The organism is Candidatus Nitrososphaera sp. 86-2 (assembly GCF_056726185.1).
Window position 1 is genome coordinate 1,926,997 of sequence record NZ_JBWZON010000001.1, and the last position, 15,530, is coordinate 1,942,526.

The 15,530-nt window shown below is 54.6% G+C and carries 20 protein-coding genes; 9 read left to right on the forward strand and 11 right to left on the reverse strand.

Annotation, left to right across the window (positions count from 1 at the left end; all coding sequences use genetic code 11):
- Positions 1–40 precede the first annotated feature (40 nt).
- Positions 41–943, reverse strand: coding sequence for a PfkB family carbohydrate kinase (locus ACYOR7_RS11525; protein ID WP_294806527.1), 903 nt, complete (start codon positions 941–943; stop codon positions 41–43).
- An 87-nt stretch (positions 944–1,030) separates the two neighbouring features.
- Between ACYOR7_RS11525 and ACYOR7_RS11530 the strand changes: the two genes are divergently transcribed.
- Both ACYOR7_RS11530 and ACYOR7_RS11535 read left to right on the forward strand, forming a co-directional pair.
- Positions 1,031–1,609: a UbiX family flavin prenyltransferase gene (locus ACYOR7_RS11530; protein WP_294806530.1), complete on the forward strand. Its 579-nt coding sequence runs from the start codon at positions 1,031–1,033 to the stop codon at positions 1,607–1,609.
- A 185-nt stretch (positions 1,610–1,794) separates the two neighbouring features.
- Positions 1,795–2,193: an Hsp20/alpha crystallin family protein gene (locus ACYOR7_RS11535; protein WP_294806533.1), complete on the forward strand. Its 399-nt coding sequence runs from the start codon at positions 1,795–1,797 to the stop codon at positions 2,191–2,193.
- Between the two features lie 8 nt (positions 2,194–2,201).
- Here ACYOR7_RS11535 and ACYOR7_RS11540 read toward each other — a convergent pair whose 3' ends face one another.
- The 4 genes from ACYOR7_RS11540 to ACYOR7_RS11555 all read right to left on the reverse strand — a co-directional run bounded on the left by ACYOR7_RS11540 (position 2,202) and on the right by ACYOR7_RS11555 (position 4,827).
- The gene (locus ACYOR7_RS11540) at positions 2,202–2,798 is read right to left on the reverse strand and encodes a KH domain-containing protein (protein WP_294806536.1); all 597 of its coding nucleotides are present in this window, start codon (positions 2,796–2,798) and stop codon (positions 2,202–2,204) included.
- A 7-nt stretch (positions 2,799–2,805) separates the two neighbouring features.
- Positions 2,806–3,645, reverse strand: a complete 840-nt coding sequence (locus ACYOR7_RS11545) for a serine protein kinase RIO (protein ID WP_294806553.1) — start codon at positions 3,643–3,645, stop codon at positions 2,806–2,808.
- A 5-nt stretch (positions 3,646–3,650) separates the two neighbouring features.
- Positions 3,651–3,914, reverse strand: a complete 264-nt coding sequence (locus ACYOR7_RS11550) for a DUF424 domain-containing protein (RefSeq protein ID WP_294806538.1) — start codon at positions 3,912–3,914, stop codon at positions 3,651–3,653.
- 85 nt (positions 3,915–3,999) lie between these two features.
- Positions 4,000–4,827, reverse strand: coding sequence for a ferredoxin--NADP reductase (locus ACYOR7_RS11555; RefSeq protein ID WP_294806541.1), 828 nt, complete (start codon positions 4,825–4,827; stop codon positions 4,000–4,002).
- An 83-nt stretch (positions 4,828–4,910) separates the two neighbouring features.
- Here ACYOR7_RS11555 and ACYOR7_RS11560 point away from each other — a divergent pair, with 83 nt between their 5' ends.
- Positions 4,911–5,438 (forward strand): hypothetical protein, encoded by a 528-nt coding sequence (locus ACYOR7_RS11560; RefSeq protein WP_294806543.1) that lies wholly within the window; start codon positions 4,911–4,913, stop codon positions 5,436–5,438.
- Here the strand turns inward: ACYOR7_RS11560 and ACYOR7_RS11565 are convergent.
- Entirely contained in the window at positions 5,431–6,567 is a 1,137-nt protein-coding gene (locus ACYOR7_RS11565; RefSeq protein ID WP_479914028.1) for a tRNA (guanine(10)-N(2))-dimethyltransferase, read from the reverse strand. The genes ACYOR7_RS11560 and ACYOR7_RS11565 overlap by 8 nt on opposite strands.
- 136 nt (positions 6,568–6,703) lie before the next feature.
- On the opposite strand from ACYOR7_RS11565, the gene ACYOR7_RS11570 reads away from it, so the two are divergent.
- Positions 6,704–8,287 (forward strand): pyridoxal-phosphate dependent enzyme, encoded by a 1,584-nt coding sequence (locus ACYOR7_RS11570; protein ID WP_479914029.1) that lies wholly within the window; start codon positions 6,704–6,706, stop codon positions 8,285–8,287.
- 77 nt (positions 8,288–8,364) lie between these two features.
- On the opposite strand, the gene ACYOR7_RS11575 is transcribed toward ACYOR7_RS11570, so the two are convergent.
- The 3 genes from ACYOR7_RS11575 to ACYOR7_RS11585 form a co-directional block, all read right to left on the reverse strand.
- Positions 8,365–8,625 (reverse strand): DUF3006 domain-containing protein, encoded by a 261-nt coding sequence (locus tag ACYOR7_RS11575; protein WP_294806550.1) that lies wholly within the window; start codon positions 8,623–8,625, stop codon positions 8,365–8,367.
- Positions 8,607–9,530: a ComEC/Rec2 family competence protein gene (locus ACYOR7_RS11580; RefSeq protein WP_479914030.1), complete on the reverse strand. Its 924-nt coding sequence runs from the start codon at positions 9,528–9,530 to the stop codon at positions 8,607–8,609. The genes ACYOR7_RS11575 and ACYOR7_RS11580 overlap by 19 nt, the downstream gene beginning before the upstream one ends.
- A gap of 354 nt (positions 9,531–9,884) precedes the next feature.
- Positions 9,885–10,382, reverse strand: coding sequence for a p24 family protein (locus ACYOR7_RS11585; RefSeq protein WP_479914031.1), 498 nt, complete (start codon positions 10,380–10,382; stop codon positions 9,885–9,887).
- A 144-nt stretch (positions 10,383–10,526) separates the two neighbouring features.
- Here ACYOR7_RS11585 and rnhB point away from each other — a divergent pair, with 144 nt between their 5' ends.
- Entirely contained in the window at positions 10,527–11,180 is a 654-nt protein-coding gene (rnhB, locus tag ACYOR7_RS11590; protein ID WP_479914032.1) for a ribonuclease HII, read from the forward strand.
- Here the strand turns inward: rnhB and ACYOR7_RS11595 are convergent.
- Together ACYOR7_RS11595 and ACYOR7_RS11600 are read right to left on the reverse strand one after the other, a co-directional pair.
- Entirely contained in the window at positions 11,143–11,847 is a 705-nt protein-coding gene (locus tag ACYOR7_RS11595; protein WP_294807891.1) for a fibrillarin-like rRNA/tRNA 2'-O-methyltransferase, read from the reverse strand. The two genes, rnhB and ACYOR7_RS11595, sit on opposite strands and share 38 nt — an antisense overlap.
- A complete protein-coding gene (locus ACYOR7_RS11600) occupies positions 11,828–13,357 on the reverse strand; it encodes an NOP5/NOP56 family protein (RefSeq protein ID WP_479914033.1) in 1,530 nt (509 codons plus the stop codon). Before ACYOR7_RS11600 ends, ACYOR7_RS11595 begins: the two co-directional genes overlap by 20 nt.
- A gap of 127 nt (positions 13,358–13,484) precedes the next feature.
- Between ACYOR7_RS11600 and ACYOR7_RS11605 the strand changes: the two genes are divergently transcribed.
- The 4 genes from ACYOR7_RS11605 (at position 13,485) to ACYOR7_RS11620 (ending at position 15,520) form a co-directional block, all read left to right on the forward strand.
- Positions 13,485–13,778 carry a hypothetical protein gene (locus ACYOR7_RS11605; RefSeq protein ID WP_294807896.1) on the forward strand — a complete coding sequence of 98 codons (294 nt, stop codon included), beginning with the start codon at positions 13,485–13,487 and terminating at the stop codon, positions 13,776–13,778.
- Positions 13,779–13,837: 59 nt separating this feature from the next.
- Positions 13,838–14,416 carry a signal peptidase I gene (locus tag ACYOR7_RS11610; RefSeq protein ID WP_479914034.1) on the forward strand — a complete coding sequence of 193 codons (579 nt, stop codon included), beginning with the start codon at positions 13,838–13,840 and terminating at the stop codon, positions 14,414–14,416.
- A complete protein-coding gene (locus ACYOR7_RS11615) occupies positions 14,413–14,829 on the forward strand; it encodes a secondary thiamine-phosphate synthase enzyme YjbQ (protein ID WP_294807901.1) in 417 nt (138 codons plus the stop codon). Before ACYOR7_RS11610 ends, ACYOR7_RS11615 begins: the two co-directional genes overlap by 4 nt.
- Positions 14,830–14,956: 127 nt before the next feature.
- The gene (locus ACYOR7_RS11620; RefSeq protein ID WP_075054885.1) at positions 14,957–15,520 is read left to right on the forward strand and encodes a TATA-box-binding protein; all 564 of its coding nucleotides are present in this window, start codon (positions 14,957–14,959) and stop codon (positions 15,518–15,520) included.
- Positions 15,521–15,530 lie beyond the last annotated feature (10 nt).

The following is a 15,530-nucleotide window of genomic DNA, read 5'->3' on the forward strand; positions in this document are numbered from 1 at the left end:
ATGTATGCACGGCATAGAGGCGGCGTGGTATTTATTTTTGCTAGAATTGCACCAGATTGCGGTATTTCTGGTAGCGCGCCTCGACGTCGTCCTTTGTGATTGCAAGCAGGCGCCTGACGCCAAAGTCCTCGACGGCAAAAGAGCCCATGACGTTGCCGTATATCACCGCCTCTTTCATCGTGCGGAAATCCAGGCTTCCCTTGCGGGCGATGTGGCCCAGAAACGCGCCGGCAAACGAGTCGCCGGCGCCGGTCGGGTCAGAGATCTCGTTGAGAAAGAACGCAGCGGCTGGAAACACGTCGCCTTCCTTGGTAAAGAGCACGGCGCCGTGCTCGCCCTTTTTTATTATCGCAAATTTTGGCCCAAAAGACATTATCTGTCTCGCGCACTTTGCGATGTTGACCTCGTTGCAGAGAAGGCGCGCCTCGCTGTCGTTTATCACGACGCCGTCCGTTTTCCCCATCATCTTTACCACGTCGTCCCTCGCAGTCTGTATCCAGTATTCTATGGTGTCGCAGACTACCAGTTTGGGCTTTTCAAAATGGCGCAGTACCTTCAAGTTCTGCCGCGGGTCGTTGTTTGCAAGGTAGACGTACTCCGACGTTGCATACTCTTCCGGGATGACCGGGTCGAAATCTGCAATGACGTTCAGCTCTGTCTTCAGAGTCGTCCTGTTTGACAGGTTATAGTCAAACTCGGAATCATAGTGGAAGCACTTGCCGCCGCTGACTGTCACGATGCCTTTCGTGTCGACGCTCTTTGACCTGATCGCCTCGATGCTGGCAGAGGGCATGTCTTCGCCGATGGCGGCCACCATTCCGGTCCGGGCAAATATGCTTGCAGAAAGCGAGGCAAAGGTCGCGGCTCCACCAAGTATCCTTTCCTCCACCCGGAAAGGCGTGCGCGTGGTATCAAGCGCCATCGTGCCAAAGACGGTCAGCACGGCAAAAATGAACAACAGTCAGTAAATAAACCCTGCGCTGCTACTGTCGGCGGCACCGTTATATAACAAGCGTACGAGCTTGCCAGTGTGCGGCTGGTAATCGCCATAACGGGTGCCTCCGGCGTGATATACGGGATACGGGCCCTTGAGGCGCTCAAGAAGCTGAGGGTGGAGACGCACCTCATCCTGAGCGAGTGGGGCGAAAAGACCATCAAGATAGAGACTGACAAGACGGGCGACTATGTGCGCTCGCTTGCGACCAAGGTGTACGAGGACACCAACATGGCCGCGCCAGTCTCCTCCGGCTCGTTCAGGACGGACGGCATGGCAGTCATCCCGTGCAGCATGCGCACGCTTGCAAGCATTGCAAACGGGCTTGACGACACGCTGGTGTCAAGGGCCGCAAGCGTCTGCATAAAGGAGGGCAGAAAGGTCGTTCTGATGCCAAGGGAGGCGCCGCTTTCTAAAATCCACATCGAAAACATGGGAAAGCTTGCGGGGATGCACAACATCGTCATCATGCCGGCGATGCCCGGCTTTTACCACAGGCCACAGACCATGGACGACCTGATAGACCACGTGGTGGGCAAGACTCTCGACCAGTTTGGAATCGACCACGGGCTTTTCCGGCGCTGGGGAGAGCGCGCCGGCGGCAAGATGGCGTGATCTACAGGATTTCTCACAACAGAACAGAGATAAATCCAGCTAGAGCGGCAAAGCCTAAGGTTTTATAGTCTCGGTACGCTACTATTTTTAGTGGAATGCCGGAGGGGTGAGCGGGTTTAGCTAAATACACAAAGAAATATTCCACCGGGCGCTCGGTCGGCTTTATCGTCCCGCTCCTGGCACTGATGGTTGTCGGCGCCATGTACGTCATGACCGCAAGAAACGGCCAGAACGGCACCAGCTTTATCCTCGTCACAGTCGCGGCGGGATTTGTAGTATACTGGGTGCGTGAGATCCGCAAGATGTCCGGCCCAGCGGAGCAAAAAGTAGCGATGCCCCGCAACGTGGAACAGAAAGACTGGGTCTATGACCTGATAAAGAACAGCGATGGGGCGACGGTGTTCGTGGCGGAGGTGCCCGGCCCGGAGGACCAGATAAACGTCCGGCTGGTATCAGGCATCCTAAAGATAAAGGGCGGCCAGAACTTTTCCCGGGATGTTCAGCTTGACATGGCCGATGAAATCGGCATATCCGACTACAAGTACAGAAACGGCGTGCTCACGATAAGGATGCAAAAGGTATAGGTTTCCTCTTATTCTTCCGCTATTTCGCGCTCTTCTACGTCGCGCTTGTCTTCCCACAGGCGCATCCTGTCCATCTTGTCGCGCCTCCTTGCCTCCTGCAGCATGTTGTAGACGCCCTTGTGCATACTTCCCCTGCACAGCATGTCTATTGCATCCGTCGCAAGCCGGACTTCGTGGTACGTGCCTATCAGGCTCACGGTATGCCCGTACACAGACAGCGACACGCCGCTTAACTCCTCTATTGTGCGCCGCGACTTGCCGCCCTCCCCTATTATCCTGCCCTTGACTCGCTCTAGCGCGCTTGACGACCTGCCGGTATAGTCGCGCAGGTCAATCTGCTGGAACAGCATCTCTTTTTCGTCCAACAGGCGCATGGCGCGCTGGGGCGAAAAGCCCCGCGAAATGGCAGAGATTATCTCGACTGCCTTGAACATCTCCATCTGCTCCACGGACTTTTCCCCGGTTATCAGGGCGTCGCCGGACTCGCTGTCGATCTCGATTGCGACACCGCACCTCTTCTCAATGTCCTGCTTTACCCTGCCGCCCTTGCCTATCAGGACGGCTATCCTTTCCCTTGGAAGCTTGATGTTGTACTGGAAACTCATTTTCTCTTTATCCCGCTGTCATTATCTTGTCCATGAGGTGCGTGGTGTCAATGACGTCTATGCCCCTCTTTATGAAGAACCTGTTTACGTTCTGCACGTCGCGGACTAAAAACTGTTTTGAATTTGGGTGCTTGACGTCGACTGCCGAGCCAAAGTCCAGTAGCATTATCTCGCCCTTTGGGTTCTTGAATATGTTGTACTCGGACAGGTCGGCGTGGACGAGGCCGGCCTTTTGGTACAGGATTTCCAGCTGCTCCACCACTTCGGCATAATCGGCTTCTGTTACGCTTTCAAGATTTGCCAAGGCCGTTGCCACGTTTCCCTCGCTGTCGCCAATGAACTCCATGACGAGCACGTTCTTGTCGACCGCTATCGGAGCAGGGGCGCGCACGCCGGCCTTGTGCGCCTGCTGCAGGTTCTTGAACTCTTTTCTCGCCCACGCCGCGATAAAGTTTCTAGTGCCTCCCTTGATCTCTGAAAAGCGCGGGTCGCCGGCGATGTACTGCATCCTCTTCTTGAACTCGGAACTCACCGTCAGGTATATCTTGACCGCAAGGGGCGAGCCGTCGGGCGCCTCTGCTATGAACACCTTGGCCTCCTTGCCGGAGGCAAAGTGGCTCTGCACCGATTTCAGTATGCCATCGTTTACCATTTTCGTGATGACCATCATCGTGGGCATGTCAAATACCTCCTCCATCACTTGATAGTCCTCCGACCTTTTCTGCAGAAAGCGGTTCTCACGCTCGTGGCGCGCGTAGCGCTTGTCGGCCCGCGTGACTGCCTTTGATTCTTCTTGTTGTTGATCTTCTTCCGGCGCTTGTTGATCTTCCGGCTCTTCTTCGCCCATCTGGGTCACTTTTGCTGGAACTTGAAGATCATCAAGAACGGGACGCCGGATATGCGCTTGACGCTTGCCTCCTTGGCCAGCTTCATCGAAAGCGCCTGCCCGACTATCTTGTCGCCGACCAGGTTTGCAATCGCGCATTTCTTCAAAAGCTCGCCGGCTTCCTGCTGTGCTATCACTTGCTGCTTAAAGTACGCCTCTGTCAGGTCGATGGCAAGGCCATCCTGCTCCAGCTTGCTTCCTATCAACTCAAGGTCGCAGATATCTACCATGAGTGACCCCTGGTACGGGGTCGTCCGGGCGGCGTACAACTGATTTTTCTTGCATGGACAGTGTAATGAGCATTGCTATGTCTATCTAGCCGTACGTCTCTACCTTGATGTCAAACGAGCCGTCCTTGCGCTTATTCCTGTTGCTGACAAACCCCAGCGGCTGCAGTATAGAGATGACGCTGTCAATCGTGCCAGAATAGCCGCAGATATGGAAAAACGAGTTTTCCGGCGAGACTTTGTTGCCAAGGGCCTTTTCAAGCTCGGACATGCCGTTCTTTGGCACAAGTAACGACTCTACCCTGCCGGTGTGGCCCGTCCAGCCCGCGGAATTCGGATCGCTTGGCCTGCTCACCGTGGGCAGGTAGATGAAGTTGCTGCTGTTTTCCTTTGCGAGCCTTTCAAACAGTTCGCGGTAGCCAAGCTCCTTTGCGTTGCGCGCTCCGTGCAACAGCGCTATCCTGCGCTTTGATCCGGTTGATTTCAGGTGCAGGCAATAGCCTACAAACGGCGCAAGGCCGGTCCCGGAAGCGACCAAGACTAGCGTCCTTTCGTCGGGCGTGCCGTCCACCTTTTTTTCCTCGATTGTAAAGGCTCCGGCGGGCTTGCGCCAGTAGAGCTCGTCGCCCTCCTTCATGTTGAAAAGTGCGGTGGTGAACTTGCCGGGCACCGGCTCTTGCGCCCACTTTATGTACAGTTCAAAGTACCGCTTTTCTTCCGGCGGCGATGAGAGGGAGTAGGCGCGGTTTGTTATCTTGTCGCCCTCGCCGTCCAGTTTTATCCCAAGCGTAACGAACTGGCCGGGTTTAAAGTCGGGAACGGGGCTGCCGTCGGACGGCTGGATGCGGATTATCGCAAGATCGGAGGTAAGGTCGTTTCGGTAGACGAGTTTGCCAAGGCTGGGCTGCACGCTCATAATATGTACACCCGTACTTTCGGATTTTGCGATATATTTTGGTATGTTTTTATTTGGAGCTGTTACACGGTAGATTTACCACCTTGGCAGTAAGCAAAAAGGGCATAGTGATAACAGCCGTAATCGCCGCCGGCATAATTGGCGCCAGCACGCTCATCTGGCTCTTGCCGCAACAGAGCGGGCCCACCGGCGTCAACATCACCGACGATAAAGGCGCCGCTGCTGACGCTGCAAACCTGCCCGCTGACAACCTTTCGTTCGTCTACACGCAGCACAATTTCGCAACGACGGAGGTTCAAAACTCGTTTGACAAGTGGACCAAGGGCGAGGTTTCTACCAGCGACATGAATTCTGCGATAACCAAGGCAAGGTCGGATCTTGACGCGCTGAAAAAGCGCGTGGACACGCCCGGCGTGCCGCAAGCATGGCAGGAAAGCTATGGCCTCTATTCGCAGGCCCTGAGCAAGTTCGGCAGCTACCTTGACGAGATGAAGAAAATAGTTGACGCCGACAACAAGAGCGGCGACCATTCAACACTTGATTCTATCAAGGCAGAGATGGACGGCCTGATTGACCGGGCGATAAAGTCGTTCCCCACCACCGCTACCTGAGAACGTCGATTATCCTGTCGAGCCTTGCGTCCGTCTTGAAGGCGCTTGGGTTGAACGGCGTCTTTGACGCCTTGTAGCCGGCGGCGCGCAGTTTCTCGATTATCTTTGCAATTGAATGCGGGTTTGTCCTCAATTTTGAAGAGATCTCGTCTGCCTTGAAGTAGTATGGAACGCCGTCTATCTCGTCGAGGGCCGCGTCGAGGACCTTTTTGCTCTTCTCGTCTGCGCCCTCTTTTGCCATTTTTGCAACAAACTCTTTGTCGTGCAGGGGCCCGGTCCACAGCTGGCCTCCTATCCTGAGCTTTTTCTGGCACAGCTCGCATTTTGCGTCCCCGTCGTACTCGGCGGCAGAAAAACGGTGGCCGCAGTTGAAGCAGTGCATCATATGGCCGATGCTCGCATAGACGTCGTTTGCCTCGCTAGAGCTGACCGACATCTGCGCGTACACCCGCAAATAGTGCATTGTGGCGTGCGAAAACACCGGCTTGACTGCAAGCTCTAGCCGGGAAGCGGTGAGCGCTATCAGCGACGTGAGCAGGCGCAGCGCTGTCTCGTTTCCATAGCTGTTGTTCAGGGGCCGGCCGTAGTAGCGGCGCAGGCACACCTCCGGGTACACACCGCAGAGGACTGCCGTGTCAGTCGCGGTTATCGAGACTAGGCCGCCGTCAAGCGCTGCGCGAAGCACGCAGTCGACGTGGCGCGCCGGCGTTCCAAATGGGTCGAGGTCGACTATCCCAAAGCGCTCCTCGCGGTCGTCTCCCTTCATCAAAAACTTGCAGACTTCATTTATCGAAAACCGGCATTTTCCAGACACGCCGTTGAGTTCCGCGGATTTTCTGGCGGCTTCAATCGCCGTCGGGTTGGCGTCGTTGGCAAACACCTGCCCTATCTCCGGCACCTCCACTGCCACGCGAAGCGCCCGGGCGCCAATCCCGGTAAAGCCGTCTGCAAGCGTCTTTTCCTTCAGCCGGGGAGCAAAGGCACGGTACGCAAGAATAGAGAGGTCGCGGCTCTGCTTTGCCGCGGGGTTGAAAAAGGCTGGGACCTTGGGCGGCACCTTCGCCGTCAGGGACAGCTCTGGCACCAGCAGTCTCGTCCTGCCCTCCATCGTCTCGACAAAGCCGTCCATGTACGCAAGAGAGCTGTTTCATGCGGTATTTATTATAAGTACACAGGCGCTTTTCGTCAGATGTCAAATCATCAAAGTCATCGGCGCCACAAATCACACATTTTATACCCGGATGTTGAATTAAGGATGAAGCAGATTGCAAGGACAGGACGAGGTAAATAATAACGTCGATAACTCGCTACTTTCGCATTTTGAGCAAGAGATCTGGAGCAAGGTTCCTCACAGGGCAGAGAAATCTGGCAGTGCAGGAACAATAATCAACGCGACTCCGCTTGTTGACATCACCAAAGAAGTAAAGGAATGCGCAAAAAGCGTGTTCGGCCTGGACCTTTCCGGCAAAGCATTGAAGGTTTTCGGCAAGTTTGATTCAGAATTGCTGGCAGGCTCGATAAAGGTAAGGCCGGCAGTCCAGATAATTCACGGCGCCATTGCCACTGGCAAACTCAGGCGCGGGCAGACGGTGTTCGAAGCGACTTCGGGCAACTTTGGCATTGCCCTGGGGCAAATCTCCAAGCTGGGCATTGACGTTATCGCCCTTGTCTCTAGAAAGCTCCAGGAAGGGGTGTTTGACGAGCTGCGGAATGAAAAAACGCGCATCATCAACCTCGACATGGACATCTGCCCTGCCCCGGGTATGAAGGGAAACGCAAGCCTGATGGCGGCAAAGGCAACGGCCTCAAACGTCCGCGCACAGCTCACCGAGCTTGGGTTTGACCCCGCAATTTTCGACAAGTCGCGCTCTGAAGTGGAAGCGGTTCTGGCTAGTCAGGACATAATCAACCTGGCAAAACTGTTGGCAAAGATCTATGGCGGCTTTTGCCCCGAGCAGTACGACAACGAGCTGAACATCGAGGCGCACAGGACCGTGACGGCTGCAGAACTGGACCAGCAGCTGCAAGAGCAGAAAAGCGCGCTGTCAGAATCCAGGATCGTCTGCACGTTTGGCACGGGTGGCACCTCCGGCGGCCTGAGCAGGTACATGATGGAAAAATACGGCAAAAAGTCTGTGCACGTGGTCTTTCCGCTTGGCGACCAAGACGTTGCAGGAATAAGGACAAAAAGCAAGGCGTCGGGCCTAAAGTTCTACCAGCCTGACATGTACGCAGGGCAGCACGAGGTAGATTTCAAACAGGCAAGGCGCCTGCTAAAGTTTTTCGTGGACAAAGGATACGACATGGGAGAGAGCAGCGCGCTTGCGCTTTATGCCGTGGTGCAGCTGGCGAATTTTGGCGCAGGTGATGATAGCACCTTTGTCGTGATGATTGCAGACGGGATAGAAAAGTACAGAAAGAACCTTGAAGCGATGCAGGAAGAGAAAAAGCAAAGAGGTCTTGAGGTTCCCCTGCAAGAAGCCGTCTCGAACATCGGAGATTATGACCGGGTTGTCTGGATTCACACGATGTACACCCCGCGCAAAGAGGGGATAGAGCTCATCGCAAAATCGCTGGGCGTCGATGAAAGCAAGATCTTTGTGCCGACGGCCAGAGAGGTGGAGCAATTGCTGATGACCCAGCAGGTGCCCAAGGAGATGGAAAAATCATTGGGAGGAGCCGGCGCCAAGCCGTTGCTCGTCTGCATGATGGGAAACACTTCTCTCAGGGTAGCAGAAGTGCTTGCGCGCAAGGGCATCGTGGCTGAAAGTCTGAACGGCGGCATATCTGCCCTTTCTGCAGGGAAAGGCAAACAGCTGCCCGAACTGGTGCGGATGGCCACAGAATAAGAAGAACCACAACAACAATCTGGTTTCGTCAGCATTATTTTTTATTGTCGCAATGCTGACGGCGATTATGTCAAAGATTATGCCAGGTGCTCGCCGCGCTTTATTCTTTCCAGCTTTTCTTTAATCTTTTTTTTCAGCTCTTTTTCCCCTTCCCTGTCGATGCTGACGCTTGCCACTTTATCATTTTCTGATATTGTCAGCTTTAACCTGGCGCCCTGCCGTGCCCTCTTTGGAAGCAATGTCCTTGCAACGTCAAATTTCCTGCCGTCGTCGGAATAGACTATTGCATAATCGCCTTCAAATCTGTCCAAGCTTGCCTTTACTTCAACCGGTTCCATATTGCGTCCCTCTTTTTGAGTACAAGCAGGATGCCCAGCAATGCGACAGCCGATAGCATGGCAGGATTGCTGAATTCCGGCACCACGACCACGGTTTTTTCCGACCTAGACGTTTGCATGGTATATTGCCCGCTGCCGTCGGTTGTCAGGACAATAGAGCCGTCGATGTCCGTCCTAAAGATGTTCTTCACCTTCATGGCGTCAAAGTTATCCATCGCTTTTTGGTTTGGAAACCCGTACTGGTTGTTTGCCCCCGCGTAAATGACAACCGTTTCGGGAGACACCGCCCTCAGGAAGGGAATCGAATTGGAGTGGCTGCTTCCGTGGTGCGCCGCCAGCAGTACGTCTGCGTCCAGCTTTTTGGCGGCAAGCCTTCCTTCAGCATCTTCCCTTACGTCGCCGGGGAACACTATTGAAAAGTTGCCGTACGTCATCCTCAGGACGACGGAATTATTGCTGATGTTGTCGTCCGACCCGTTAATCAAGGGAATTGGTGGATTGAAAACTTCAATATTCACAGACTGGTCAAGGTCTAGCTTGTCGCCTTCGTGCACAATCCCGTACGGAATCTTGTTTCTGTCAATCGCATCAAGGTAGTCGAAATACGTGTTTGTGGTGTAATCCTGTCCAGAGTCAACCACTTTGCCCACAGGCAGCTGGTTCATGACTGAAATCAACCCGCCTATGTGGTCTGCGTGCGGATGCGTCGCGACGATAACATCTATCTTGGCAACGTGCATGTCTTTGATGGTTGACAGGACTGCGTCGCCCATGTCGCGTTCGCCACCGTCAATGAGCACGGATTTTCCGTTAGGCAGGATTACCAGCGTGGAATCGCCCTGCCCGACGTCGATAAAGACGACTTTCAATTCTTGCCCGTTTGCGGCAGCAAATGCACGTGGCACGTAGTAGAATTGCGTGCAGAGTAAGGCTGCTAAACAGCCCGAGACGAAAAAAAGTACAAGGCTTTTTGGCAGCAACAGCACTATTCTGCCCAACAGCGATGTTATTAGCATTGTGTAGCGAGAGAGGGCAAGACATTGGGTGCAATTCATTCTCGAATCCCCGAGATTGAGTAGGACCCGAGCGCAGGTTCTGTTTCTTTGGGCGTATGATCGCAGGCAATGATTTTCCAGATTCATCGCTTACGTGATAGAACTTTAGATCCTTGCTTCTCTTTGCATATTCGTGTTTGTCGTACGACATGACTACCAGGCGGGAAAAGAACGCCGCCAGCTTTAGCTTTTTTGGTTATTTCTTTATTGCGAGTATTCTAACTGAATGTTCCCACTAACATTTTTCGCCGATATGATCGAAAAGCTGTTATCGAATACTAAGTAGTATGTCTGTCCGTCAGGCAAGTTTGTATTGATATTGCCTGTCGTCACCTTGCCGCTGTTATAATTTGTACTCGAAGAATGTCCGTTTTGCCAATTGATGTAATCTGTCTGTGAAAGTATCGTTACAACAATATCGTTACCGCTTCCGCCGCTAGCGTAAAAGGTTCCAGTGACTTTCGTATTCGTAGCGCCACTAGGCACATTGAATTGATAGGACTGATAATGACCAGGATTCACAGCCACGTTACCACTCATCAGCTGTATGCTATGCTTGGACTTACCAACTGAGGATAATCCCCCGTTTGAAGCTGCTGCTCCAATAATCATTACTGCAATAATGGCAACTATAACCACGCCGACGCCGATTCCGATATACTTTCCCTTAGACGCCTTTCCTTTTGGTTGCGCCTCTGTCATAGTCGCCTCTAGAAGAGTCTTATATAAATAGATACCATAGGACTGTCGCCTCCGATGCTTAACGGTCTGAATAACGCCCGAAGATTGAACAGAACCGGAGCGCAAAAGGGATAATAGCTACCTCCCAAATCACATAGACAGCTTATGCTGATGATTGGCGGCGTGGACGAGGCGGGGCGCGGCTCGATAATAGGGCCGCTCGTCGTCGCCGGCGTCTCTGTCCGCGAATCCAAAGTTGCGAAATTAAAGGAGATGGGCGTCAAGGACTCGAAGCAGCTGACGCGGCAGGCCCGCGAAAGGCTCCACGACGAAATAGTGAGCATAGCCGACCACTACCATGTGCACACGATAAAGTCGACGGAGGTTGACAGCCACGTGCTTCAGCGCGGCCTGAACAGGCTGGAGGCAAGGGCGATGGCGCACGTCATCGGCAAGATGAAGGTCGACGAGGTGTACGTCGACTGCTGCGACACAAACCCGGAACGCTACAGGGAGCACATCGCCGGCCACCTGAAGAGCGCGCCGCCGGCAAAGATACACTCGATGCACCACGCGGACAGGATAAACGTCGTGGTGTCCGCCGCGTCGGTATTGGCCAAGGTAACACGCGATTCTGAAATACAGAAGATTAGGAAGCGCTACCGCGACATCGGCTCCGGCTACCCTTCCGACGAAAAGACGATGCTTTTCATCCGCAACTGGGTGGAGGCGAAAAAGGTGCCGCCGGCGTTTGCAAGGAAATCGTGGAAGCCCTTGCGAATCATGCTCGAAGGGATGGAGCAGAGGACGCTTTTCTAGGACTTGAAAAGCAGTAGATCATGCCGTGGTCCTTGTCAAAAGGCTCTAGCTTTAGGATCTGATCTATCTTGAATCCCGCCTTTTCCAGTTTTTTTGCCTCCTGCGCTATCACCGCATTCGGGTCGCGTGTGACGTCGATGCTCTGCGTCTTTACCAGAAGGAGCATGATTCCTCCCGGCTTCAGGTACGCGTTGCAGTTTGCTATCGCAATGTCGGTCTGGTCCGGCTGGGCGATGTCGCAGTAGACCACGTCGACCTTGCCGAACACGGAAAAATACGAGTTTGGCTTCCTTGCATCTTCAAGGACCGGCACGACGTTCTTGCGCTTTGACGCCACGTTCTCTATCAGCTCCCTTGCGACGCGCGTCGCCGGCTCTACTGCAAACACTATCCCCGAGTTGCCGACGATGTCAGAGACATGGCTCACTGTCGTTCCAGTTGAAGCGCCGAGGTACAGAACCTTGGTGCCGTTTTTTATCGGCAGGTTCTTTAGCCCTTTTTTCAGCGCGCCGGCAAGCTTGCTCCGGAAAGGGTCCCACAGCCGGTATTCCTCGCCCCCCTGCTTCACCAGCTTTTCGCCGTAGACGCTGTCGCCGGGGACGAGGTTAACCGTGGCCGCGTGCTTTTCGCCGCCGGAAAAAATCCACTTAATATCGTCGTTTTCCAAAGCGTTTTCTGTCCTTTCCCGACTTGCCCTGCGAGCCGCCGTAGCCGCTGCTAGAGCCGCCAATGTCGCCGCTGCCACCCTCACGTCTGTCCCGGCCATAGCCTCCACCACCGCCGCTGCTGGAGCCACCACCGGCACTAGCACTGCTGTCACGCCTATCGCGGTCGCTGCCGCCGCCGAACCTTCCGCCTCCTCCGCGCCTGTCGCGGCCATATCCTCCACCGCCACCATAGCGCCTTCCTCCACCGCCGCCGAACCTTCCGCCTCCTCCGCGCCTGTCGCGGCCGCCGCTACCACCACCGCCCCGGCCCTCGCGGCGCTCGTGCTCCCTGTATTTCTTGTCGCGCTCTTTCTCAGGCACCGGTTCCTTGTACTTTTCGCGGATCTCTTCAAGGCGCGTGTTCAGTTTTTCCGTTATCTGGGTGTCCTTGCCGGCGTGCCGGTAATAGTCAATCCTTGCGGCTATTGCGACCTTGGACGCTATTGCGCGGGCTATTTTGCCCCGCTGCCACTTTGGAGCAGAGTGTATGAGCGGATGCTGGAATAATATGCCGTGCTTGGGCGGCCTTGCGCCCGTCTTTAGCGCCCTGAAAAGCGCCTTTTCTGCTCCGAGCACCTGAATCGTGCTTGCGGGAAGCACTGCAAGCCTTGCGAGGCTTCCGGCCTTGGCGATGAGCCTTGCGCCCACCGCGGCCGTCAGCAGTTCCTTGACGTTCGGGGCGACCACTTCCATCGCCGCCTCGATGTGGTCAGAGAGTATGCGCCTCAGGTCCGACTGCAATATGACCTGGTCTGCCAGCTTTTTCACTATTGCGAGGTTCTCCGGCGTCATGTCGCCACCCCTGCTGCGCCTTGCGCCGTCAATGATTATCTCTACCTTTTTGTCCTGCATCCCGGCGCTCTCTAGGATTTCTTTTGTAATTTTGTCACGCGAGCCGGCCCTGCTGATAATCTCTGCGTGCGCGACCTGGCTCTGCACCAGGTTGTCGAGTTCTGGATAGTGCAGCCCGTACCACTCGCGCATCCTCGTGCCGATTGTATTGATTATCTTGTCCAGCTCATCCAGCGCGTTTATCGACTGGACTATGTGCAGGTCGAGCTTCTCCGACGCCTCCTTTACGCGGGAAGACGAAAGCTCTATCGCAAAGTCGCGCAGCGCTTGCATGGCGTCCTGCGGGTTTGCCGCAAAGCCGGCTTTTACGATATAGTCGGGCTTGCTCCCCTGTATCTCTTGCTGCTGGGCTTCCTGCATCATCTGGGTGTTGGGAAGGCCGGCCTGGCGCAGCACTATGGCCACGCTTGCGTCGTTTACGGATATCGTATCAAATGAGCGCAATTTGTCCACAAAGGACTTGATCTCGTCGGGCGTGCCCCCGCTCTTTAGCAGTCGGTACGAGCGCAGCGCGCTGTCGAACTTCCTTGACGCCACGGCGTTGCCGGCGCCGTCAAAGGCTGCTATGCCAAGCTCCAGCAGGACCACGGAGCAGGAGTTACTGTTACTTGAAGACATTTGAAAAGTGCTACAATAATGCCATTAAAAAAGTTAGGGTCAAGGGACCTGCCTCGCTTTTGTAAAGGCCAAAAGCAAACAAGGATTTTCTTGCTAGAATTTATACCCACCCGACCCACCAACAGGCGTGGGACTTGCGCTTGCTGACAGAAAACAGCTTGAAACGTTGCTAAAGGCGGCCGCCAAAGACCCCAAGGTGGCGACAGCCCTTGCGGGCAGGATGGTCCCGGGGCAGGGCGACGCAAAAGAGTTTGCGTATGGCCTCCTGTCGGGCATGGTCATCGGCAGCTTTATAGCCTCTTTTGAAGCCAGAAACGGCAGGCAGCCGGACAGGGACGAGACTTCTGACCTGCTGTCAATCGTGATGTCTGGGATGCCAGCGCTAAGAAAGGCCATAATGAAGCAGCTTGACATGCGCTAAGCAAGTAAGTGAACATTGTTCGAAAACGTTTATCTAATGTTTACGTCACAAAGCCTCCGGTGGAGCAAAAGTCCAAGGTGCCAGTCGCCGTGCGCGACATCATCATCGTCGTTGCCGGCGTGGCCATAGTGTGGCTTGGACTGAGGCTTGCGTTTGACACCAACAACCCGTTCTACGTGGTTTCCAGCCAGAGCATGGTTCCTATCCTGCAGGTAAATGACGTCCTTGTGGTGAGGAACGGAGGCTCATGGGACACCCTCCATGTGGGCGACATCATTGTGTTCAACAGGCCCGACGGCGAGGACCGCGTCATTGTCCATCGCGTGGCCGAGATAGGCGAGAACTCCGCCGGCGACCGCGTCATCAGGACAAAAGGCGACGCAAACCCGGCCTCCATACCCGGCACCGACTATCCCATACACAAGGACAACTATATCGGCAAGGTCGTGTACGTCCTGCCGGGCGCCGGCGTGATAACAAAGATCATCAGCCCGCCCGTCAACTATATCATAATCGCGATAATTCTCGTGATACTATTTTTCAGCAAGTGGAGCGGCAGAAAGGGAAAAAGCGACTCTTCGCAGCCGTCGCCATCGTCGTCCTCATCCGGCACGCCGACGGGCCAGCCGCCGGCATGAAATCCATGACGGAATACCTGACTTTTAACACGCCGGAAAGGCACGCTTTTGTAAACATTACGCCGCAGGTGAGAAAAATAGTCGACGAGAGCGGCGTGAAGGAGGGATTGGTCCTGGTGAACGCGATGCACATCTCGGCAAGCGTCTTTATCAACGACGACGAAAGCGGCCTGCACCAGGATTTTGAAAGGTGGCTTGAAGGACTTGCGCCGTACTCGCCGGAGAGCTACCTCCACAACCGCACCGGCGAGGACAACGCCGATGCCCACCTAAAGAGGCAGGTTATGGGCAGAGAAGTCGTAGTTGCAGTCACAAAGGGCAAGCTTGATTTCGGCCCATGGGAGCAAATTTTCTACGGCGAGTTTGACGGCCAGAGGCCAAAGCGCGTCCTGGTGAAGGTCATCGGCGAATAGAGAGAGAGAGAGGAGTAGAGTATTTAGCTCCGCTTAAATCGGCCGACTGAAATTTACTTCAAATTTTCAACAAATCGTTCGAAATATGGCAAGCAGGTATATATACTGCCCCTTTATAAAGGGGAGTGTGCCCCAGACCAAGCCCATAGTCAGCATTGAAAACGTGGTAGCTTCTGCGACCGTCAACCAGACGGTCAACCTAAACCTCATCACCCAGATATTCCCCGACGTCGAGTACCACCCGGACCAGTTCCCGGGCCTCGTGTTCAGGCTGAGGTCGCCCAAGACTGCTACCCTGATTTTCAGTTCCGGCAAGATGGTTTGCACCGGCGCAAAATCGGAAAAGATGGCAATCCAGGCGGTCAAAAACGTGGTCCAAAAGCTGAAAAAGGGAGGAATCCCGCTTGAAAACGAGCCGCAGATAGAGATACAGAATATCGTAGCGTCTGCAAGCCTCGGGGGCAAGATACATCTTGAATTGGCTGCACGTGTACTGCCAAGGAGCATGTACGAGCCGGAGCAGTTCCCCGGCCTCATCCACAGGATGCTGGACCCAAAGACGGTCATACTGCTCTTTGCCTCCGGAAAACTGGTGTGCACCGGCGCCAAGAAGGAGAGCGAGGTGTACAGGGCGGTCGGCAACCTACACACGCTGCTCGAAGAAAAGAACCTGATGATCTACGAAGGTTGAAAGGGTAAAG